This is a genomic window from Marinimicrobium sp. UBA4509 (assembly GCF_002388575.1).
GTDB classification, from domain to species: domain Bacteria; phylum Pseudomonadota; class Gammaproteobacteria; order Pseudomonadales; family Cellvibrionaceae; genus Marinimicrobium; species Marinimicrobium koreense.
The window spans coordinates 125,320-132,335 of sequence record NZ_DGMV01000032.1 but is presented as its reverse complement, the minus strand read 5'-3'; the positions used below and the strand labels follow the sequence as shown (position 1 = coordinate 132,335).

At 61.5% G+C, this 7,016-nt stretch carries 9 protein-coding genes; all 9 read right to left on the bottom strand.

The annotated features are described in order from the left end of the window. The coding region (locus B3520_RS04625) for a glycosyltransferase family 2 protein (protein WP_286875497.1) at positions 1 to 283 on the bottom strand (283 nt) is incomplete at its 3' end. A gap of 25 nt (positions 284 to 308) precedes the next feature. Then, positions 309 to 1,586 carry an O-antigen ligase family protein gene (locus tag B3520_RS04620; RefSeq protein WP_286804387.1) on the bottom strand — a complete coding sequence of 426 codons (1,278 nt, stop codon included), beginning with the start codon at positions 1,584 to 1,586 and terminating at the stop codon, positions 309 to 311. Beyond that, positions 1,583 to 2,542, bottom strand: a complete 960-nt coding sequence (locus B3520_RS04615) for a DUF6492 family protein (RefSeq protein ID WP_286804386.1) — start codon at positions 2,540 to 2,542, stop codon at positions 1,583 to 1,585. Before B3520_RS04615 ends, B3520_RS04620 begins: the two co-directional genes overlap by 4 nt. Continuing rightward, the gene (locus B3520_RS04610) at positions 2,539 to 3,423 is read right to left on the bottom strand and encodes a glycosyltransferase family A protein (RefSeq protein ID WP_286804385.1); all 885 of its coding nucleotides are present in this window, start codon (positions 3,421 to 3,423) and stop codon (positions 2,539 to 2,541) included. Before B3520_RS04610 ends, B3520_RS04615 begins: the two co-directional genes overlap by 4 nt. A 93-nt stretch (positions 3,424 to 3,516) precedes the next feature. Then, positions 3,517 to 4,236: a 3-deoxy-D-manno-octulosonic acid kinase gene (locus B3520_RS04605; RefSeq protein WP_286804384.1), complete on the bottom strand. Its 720-nt coding sequence runs from the start codon at positions 4,234 to 4,236 to the stop codon at positions 3,517 to 3,519. Between the two features lie 32 nt (positions 4,237 to 4,268). Further along, complete coding sequence (locus B3520_RS04600; RefSeq protein ID WP_286875495.1) at positions 4,269 to 4,727, bottom strand: DUF488 domain-containing protein; 459 nt, start codon at positions 4,725 to 4,727, stop codon at positions 4,269 to 4,271. Further along, positions 4,724 to 5,161 carry an RrF2 family transcriptional regulator gene (locus tag B3520_RS04595; RefSeq protein WP_265365910.1) on the bottom strand — a complete coding sequence of 146 codons (438 nt, stop codon included), beginning with the start codon at positions 5,159 to 5,161 and terminating at the stop codon, positions 4,724 to 4,726. Before B3520_RS04595 ends, B3520_RS04600 begins: the two co-directional genes overlap by 4 nt. Positions 5,162 to 5,172: 11 nt before the next feature. After that, positions 5,173 to 6,351 carry an NnrS family protein gene (locus tag B3520_RS04590; RefSeq protein ID WP_286804382.1) on the bottom strand — a complete coding sequence of 393 codons (1,179 nt, stop codon included), beginning with the start codon at positions 6,349 to 6,351 and terminating at the stop codon, positions 5,173 to 5,175. A 32-nt stretch (positions 6,352 to 6,383) separates the two neighbouring features. Beyond that, complete coding sequence (locus B3520_RS04585; RefSeq protein ID WP_286804381.1) at positions 6,384 to 6,767, bottom strand: YbaN family protein; 384 nt, start codon at positions 6,765 to 6,767, stop codon at positions 6,384 to 6,386. Positions 6,768 to 7,016 lie beyond the last annotated feature (249 nt).

The window sequence follows — 7,016 nt, the reverse complement described above, 5'->3', positions numbered from 1 at the left end:
CCAGGGAATAGTGTTGCGTTGCCTCCAGGGCGGACTGCATGTTGTGATAAAGTCCGCCGTGCTTGATCCTTCCTTTGATTGCAGGTTGCACGATTGTGACCGTCTCCCGTATTCGCTCCAGGTAAGACTGGGTGAGCGGGTCGGTACTCTCGTCGTCGAATATTAAAATGTCGGCGTAAGGCGCGCACTTGCGTATAGAATCCACACAGTTTTCTAAGAACTGTGCCCGGTTGAAAGAAAATATACAGAATGCGACGGAAATGTCAGATATCTGATCGGTCATAGGAATCTCGTCAGTGGGACAGAGCTTACTCGCCTGGGGCTGTGCCGCCATGGCTCAGATCAGCCGTTGGGTCAACGCGGGGCCAGCTAGGCAGTTGTCGGCTCCAGACCCAAACAAAAATCAGGGGTAACCAAGTGTATAGCCACATCGTTTTAACGGAAATGACCAAGGTGTAGGTATTGGTGATCACGAGCATGACAATGGTGCCGATAATGCCAAGCAAGTAAACTTTGGCGGCTTTCGTGGTGTTGGCTCGATAAATGGCGCTCAGCACCAAACCGAGTAGCGCCAGTAAAAAGCCTAACCCGATCAGACCCGTTTGTATAAAGGTGCCGAGGAACAGGTTGTGGGGTTGTGCGGTACCCAGCCGGGACTGAGCGTATATGAGCAGGCCCGCTTTGGTGGTTTCGAGATCAGTGGCGGCACCATGCCCGAACAGCAGTGAGGCGGGAAGGTGTTCCAGGTGGGCCGTCCATAATAGGAGTCGGTAAGAGGTGCCTCGCTCGGCCATGAACTGGACGAACTCATTGAAACCGTAGAGCGACAGTACGCCGGCCAGAGCGGCAGTTAAACTGAAAAAGGCAATCAGGAGCAGCTTCCAGTGGCGGTGAAGCACGGCGCTGACAAGCAAGGTATAGAGGATGATCACCGCCAGCGCGAGGGTCGGTCCCCGGCTCCCCGAGAGCAAGGTGCAACTGCAGGTTAGAATGAGTGCTGCGAACAGTAGCGCCAGATCCTTTCGGTTGATTGCCTGCCGTTCGTGCCATAGAAGAAAGGCGCCAATGCACAAATACATAATCAGCACGGAGACCCCTTCAATGGGCTGATACAAGGCGCCAATTCCATGCAGTCGTCCTGAAAAGTGATGGAAGCCGCCAAAAATGACCAGCGCGGACAGGCTGCCGAGCACGACGCAGGAGAGAATGAAGCGCCCGAGGAACAGGGGGGTTTCCAAAATGCGCGGCAGTGCCGCCAAGAGCACCAAGACCAGCAATGCGGTTTCAAAACTCCAACGCAGGGCCTGGATGTGCTCTGCGCCACTCGCCTGGCTGACGATCAGTGAGCTGGCGGCTACGTAGAGTAAAAAGCCCGCGCACAGACGTAGCAGGGCGTCACCGGTATCAATGCGCAGCCGCCCCATGCTGAAAAAAACCAGTACCGGTAAGCCGAGCGCCAGGTGGAACCAGGCCTTGAAAAGGTCCGGGTGCGGGGAGATGGCCGACAGGGCAACCCAGATCAAAAACAGGGTCGGCAGGCGGCGCTGATAGCCGGAAGTCGTTTGCTCGTGAGCACTGGGTGTCATTGCGTGGTGATCCATTCTAGCAACAGGTCCGTGAAGTCGCGGGCATTCCAGTCGTGCTTGCCGCTGCTCTGGGAGTGAAGGGTAATATAGTGAACGTCAGGGCGCTCGAACAGCGCCTTGACTTGCTGCACCACGGCCGTGGCATCGCGGGTGTCAAAGATATAGTGCATCACATCCGGAGCCCGCCACTGCACGGGGCGCGTCTCGTGCTGAGCGAGATACTGTTTGTATAACCCGAATTCCGACCAGCGTCTGGGCGGTTGGTTCAGCAGGTGTTGCCACCAGGGGCGGCCGCTTTGTTGCTCCAGATGTTGGAGCATGCCATTCACGGCGGCCCCGTCGAATACGAAAGGGGTGTCGAAATAGGTATTGACCGGCTGATCTTCGGTCAGTTTTCGGGGCCCGGTCAGCTTGGCGGCGTTGTCCACCCACTTGCGTACTTTCCCGCTCAACTCCCCCAGTGGCTGCCACTGGGCGAAGCACACCACCGCGTCGGCGGTCTGAAAGTCATCCAGTTGGGCCGAGGGCGTGACCACCACATCGGAGTCCAGAACGATGGTGGTGTCGTGGCCCGCTTCACTGGCCACCGCGAGTTTGCACAGCTGCTGCGTATGCCAGCCGGTATAGGCGGGCCAGCGCGGCCAGCCCAGGGTCCGGCGCAGGCTGCCGCTGATACGGGTCAGGTGGCGGCCGGTGCGGGCGCTGATGTGACGCGCCTTGATGCGTTCGCGCTCTACGTCCGCTGGCAGTACCTCGGCGGTGGTTCGCAGCACCACATTGGGCGCTTCGGCGTAGGCTTCGAAGAGGTGCCGATCTTCGGTCTGTACCACGACGTGGTGTTTCAGCCCCGCCAGGGGGGAGCGCGCCAGAGAGGCCCGGAGCAGACGGAAGTGCTCCAGATCTCCGGCCCAGGTCGGGGTCAACAGAATGGGGTTGGACGGGATGGCGGCCGTCATCCGTTGCCGTCCCTCAGGCGCGACTGAAGGCGACGCAGCGCGGTGCGTACCCCGGTGTTGGCCTTGCTGCCCGTGTAGCGCCCTTTGCTGATGTGCCGAATACGGTACACGCTCGGAATGGGCAGCGGCTCGCCCTGACTCTGTACCAGCCAGCGAAAAGCGCGGTCTTCGTGGCACTTGGCGAACTGCTCACTGGGCTGCTGATACAGGGCAATGTGGCGACAGTAACCGACCGCCCGGCAGACATCCCCGTGGGCGATCTGCAGCGGTCCAGTCGCCTTGGAGGGGCGCTTGACCGTAAATGAGCCGGTGTCGATGTCCAATACCGCTGGCTCATGGGCCGCGGTGAGCATGGGATTGTCTTCGGCCAGCAGATCCGTGGTGCGCTCCTCTTCGGGGAAGATCAGCGCGTCTTGGCGCCCCTGAAGCAATTCGGCCAGGGTATCCAGGCAGTCGTCGCGGAACATCAGATCGCAGTCGGTGAACCACACCCAGTCGGCCCGGGTTTCCAGTGCCGCCCGGTTTCGGCCTATGCCCCGGCGGAACAGCTCCTGCCGTGGCAGTGCCCGCCAGTTCCAGGTGACACCGGGTACCGACTGGGTGGAAAAGAACTCCAGCAGTTGCGCGGTCCGGGTGTCCTCGGGGGCGTAGAACACGGTCATGGTGACGTTCAGTCTGGTGGGCGGGAACAGCACCAGAGAGCTCAATTGATAGGCCAGGAAATGCGAGTAATTCCAGCAGTGGCTGACGATCTCCAGATCCAGCGGCCCGGTCTTCGCCGTCCGCGCGGCCACCGGTGGCAGGTCCGGCTCGAACCAGCGGGCCGGGACCCAGCCTTTGGCGGCCAGACGATAAAAAGCGAGGCGGAGTGCGTCAAACATAAGGTGCGCCATTCGGATCAAAAAACCGCGGCATTCTATCACGGCACAGGCGGCGCTGCCCGCCAGAATCATGGTGTAGATGACCGCTGACCGTCAGGCATAGCCCTGCTTCAGCGCTTTGAGAAAGGGTTCCGGCGTGTTGTCGGTGCCGGCACTCCAATGCTTGTGGACGCCACGCTCGAGGCGGGCCAGGTTGGCGGCCTTCCAGGGCGCGTCAGCGGTATGGCTGGCGTGTTGAACGCCGCGGTCGAAATCGATCAGAAAGACCTCGCCCGAGCTCGGGCGGACCAGAATATTGGTGGCATTGAGGTCGGCGTGGTAAACCCCGGCGTCATGAAAGCGCCGAATGCAGCGTCCCGCCGCCTCCCAGAGAGGAGGGTGCCCGGTTTGGTCGAGGCTCAGCAGCGATTGGGTATCCTCCAGCCGCTCGATGATCAAGGCCGCCCGGTAGGTGAGTCCTTTACGTTCGTACCAGGCGGCGATGGGGGTGGGAACGGGCAGCCCCTGGGCGCTGAGTGACTGGAGCAGGGAAAACTCCCTGAGGGCTCGGACCCGGGACGAGCCGAGGTAGACGTAGCGGTCATCCAGCAGTTTGCCGGGAAGACCGCCGCGGCGATAATGCCGCAGGACCCACCGGCCCAGGTCACCGTCGAGAAACCAGGCGGCGCCCCGGCCACCGCTGCCGACCGGCTCGGCCGAAGCGCCCCAGGCGGCGGGATCAAACCACCGGAACTGAAAGGCGTCGGCCAGGGCGGGCTGGACCAGAGCGTGCTGTGAACCGTCGTGGTAGGCGCGGCCGGGGGCGTCGATCATCAAATCATTCAGCCTTTGTGGGTGAGTGCTTGCTAGCGTTCATAGCAAGTGGGTGAGCTGGGCTCGCGGCCATCGGCCTGTTCGTCTTCCCGCGCCAGCTGGTCCAGCAGGGCCTTGCGCAGGATGGGCAGGTGAGACTGCTCGGGGTTGCGGGTGGCGGTCAACAGGCTCAGGCGGCCGCGACGGGCGTGGCGCATCAGTGGCGTGAGTGCGTCCGGGTCATCGTCCAGCTCGCTCTGGTAGTCTTTGGCAAAGCGCTGCTGGTCGATATCGCCCTGATGCCAGGCGCGCCGCAGGGCGGGAGAGGGGGAGGCGTTGCGGTACCACTCGGTCAGTTGCAGGTCGTCCCGGCGCTTCCCTCGCGGCCAGAGGCGATCCACCAGTACACGGGCACCATCGGTGCGCTCGACGGGTTCGTAAACGCGTTTGAAAACGATGTCGTAGCTCATGGAGCGCAGTTTAGCACTTCCCACCGGACCCTTGGGGGTCACGCGATCTGTAACACCTGCTTCATGGTCGGCGTCTGGGCCGGATCGACCAGATCGGCCAGGGTGTAGCCATCGAGTACGCTGAAAAAGGCATTCAGGGATTCGGCGAAGATGCCCTTCAGGCGACAGGCCGGGGTCAGTACGCAGTGGTTTCCGGCGCTGAAGCACTCCACCAGCGACAGATCCTGTTCGGTACTGCGGACCAGCTCGCCCAGATTGATGTCCTTGGGATCGCCCCGCAGGCGGAGGCCGCCGTTTTTACCGCGAATGGCGTGCAGGTAGCCCTTGCTGTTCAGCTCCTGCACCACCTTCATCAGGTGATTCTTGGAAATGTCGTAACTCTCGGCAATTTCCCGGATGGTCGACAGTTCGTCGCCCTTGAGCGCAACGTACATCAGTACGCGCAGGGAGTAATCGGTATAGCGGGTAATATGCATGGTTGACCTCGTTAGCCGGGGCGGCCGTCGGCCCGGGGCTGCCACAGTATCGGCGCATAAAGTACCACAAACAAGGCAAACGCCAGAATCCAGGCCAGGGCGGACAGGGTGACCCCGATCCGGTAGTCCAGCCACTGGTTGGCGGCCAGCAGCCGAAACACCGTGGCGGCAATGATCGCGGCGTACATCAGCCGGCCGAAGGGACGCAGGGTGAGAGGCCGCCCGGTGTGGCCCATGGCCACCCGGCTCATTACCCCGAGAATCAGTGTGGCAACGCCGCCCACGGCGAGGGCGTGTTGCCACAGGGAGTCCGACAGCGCGGGCAGGAAGGCGCCCAGGCCGCGCAGCGCCAGAGCAACCACAATCCAGCCATAGGCCAGGTGCAGAATCCACAGCAGGGGTTCGCGTCGGGTCTGCCAGCCGGACCACTGGTAAAGACGTACGCCGTTGACAGTGGCGGCCAGCAGGGCCACGGCGCCTTCGACCCAGAGCGGCAATGGCAAAAGGGCTACCAGAGTGAGTGCCAACACACTTGCCAGCGCCCACTGAGTGACATGCGCCGACTGCGTGACCCGCTCCGGGCGTCCGCCATGCATCTTCAGCCAATTGGCGGTGAAGGCCGGGGTGATGCGTCCGGCGATGACCACAATCATCAGAGTAATCACATCCAGGCCCAGACCTTGGCCCAGTTTGAGTAGGCCCACACCACCGTTCATAAAGCCCAGGTGCATCAGCAGGTTGCCCGTCGTCAGCGCCGCCAACACGGCCACCAGAATCAGGTTGCGCTTGTTGCCGTAGCGCAGCAGGACTCGCCCGGCATAGAGCGCCACCACGGGCAAAAAGGCGAGATCGACCACCGCGACCAGCCAGCCCGGCAACCAGCCCGCAAACCAGAACACCGCCCGCCCGGCGAGCCAGAGTACCACCAGGGCTATCAGGCCGGCGCCGCGCAGGGGTGGGGCACCGGTCCAGTTGCACATGGCGGTGAGCAGAAACCCGGCAATGGGGGCGCTGACGAACCCGTAGATCATCTCGTGGCTGTGCCACTGCAGCGGGGACCAGCCCAGAGGCAGGGGCCAGCCGCCAAAGAGAAAACCAATCCACGCCAGGATGATGGCGATGGCGTACACCCCCGCCAAAATGAAAAATGGCCGGAATGCATAAGAAAAGAGGGCCGATGGTTGCGACATGTTCAGATTTCCTCGTTCGCTGAGCCGACGGATCAGGCGTCGGGCCGGCTCCATAAAAAGGTGGCAATGGCGCAGAACAGTACTGTCAACGCCAGTAGCACGGTCGGTGCTGCGCCGGAAATGATTAGCCAGACCAGGCTGGCGGTCAGCATCGTGCAGGCCAACCACTTTCCCCGGCGGGGAATGGCTCTCCGGGTGCGCCAGGCCTCCAGCGCCGGCCCGAAGTGCGGGTGGTGGCAAAGCCAGCGGTGCAGCCGGGGTGAGCCTTTGGGGGCGGCCCAGGCCGCCAGAATCAGAAACGGTGTGGTGGGTAGCAGGGGTAATAGGGCGCCCAGCGCGCCCAGTGCAAGGCCGCTCCAGGTCACCAACAGCCAGGGTAGTCGCTGCGGGTGTCGCCAAATCGAGGTGGGACTCATGGAAACCCTCGGATACTCACGCCAACAAAACATGCATTAACAATATATCTTTTTGCGGAGGTATTCAATCAACCCTCCCACCCCTGAGTAGGAGTGAATGATGCGCGCTATGCCATTCAGGGGAGGCCGACTATCCCTGAAGGGGTAGATGGCGCCCATAAAGATGAATTTATTTTACATCTTTATCTTGGGTCGTTATTCTTTGTTAAAGAAGTAATTTAAATGAACCTTTTAACCGGTTCATTCCTG

Excerpts from the sequence above, each read along its gene's own strand:
- B3520_RS04590 (WP_286804382.1), bottom strand. The coding sequence starts at position 6,351 with ATGTCGCAACCATCGGCCCTCTTTTCTTATGCATTCCGGCCATTTTTC.
- B3520_RS04585 (WP_286804381.1), bottom strand. The coding sequence starts at position 6,767 with ATGAGTCCCACCTCGATTTGGCGACACCCGCAGCGACTACCCTGGCTG.
- B3520_RS04605 (WP_286804384.1), bottom strand. The coding sequence starts at position 4,236 with ATGATCGACGCCCCCGGCCGCGCCTACCACGACGGTTCACAGCACGCT.
- B3520_RS04620 (WP_286804387.1), bottom strand. The coding sequence starts at position 1,586 with ATGACACCCAGTGCTCACGAGCAAACGACTTCCGGCTATCAGCGCCGC.
- B3520_RS04615 (WP_286804386.1), bottom strand. The coding sequence starts at position 2,542 with ATGACGGCCGCCATCCCGTCCAACCCCATTCTGTTGACCCCGACCTGG.
- B3520_RS04595 (WP_265365910.1), bottom strand. The coding sequence starts at position 5,161 with ATGCATATTACCCGCTATACCGATTACTCCCTGCGCGTACTGATGTAC.
- B3520_RS04610 (WP_286804385.1), bottom strand. The coding sequence starts at position 3,423 with ATGTTTGACGCACTCCGCCTCGCTTTTTATCGTCTGGCCGCCAAAGGC.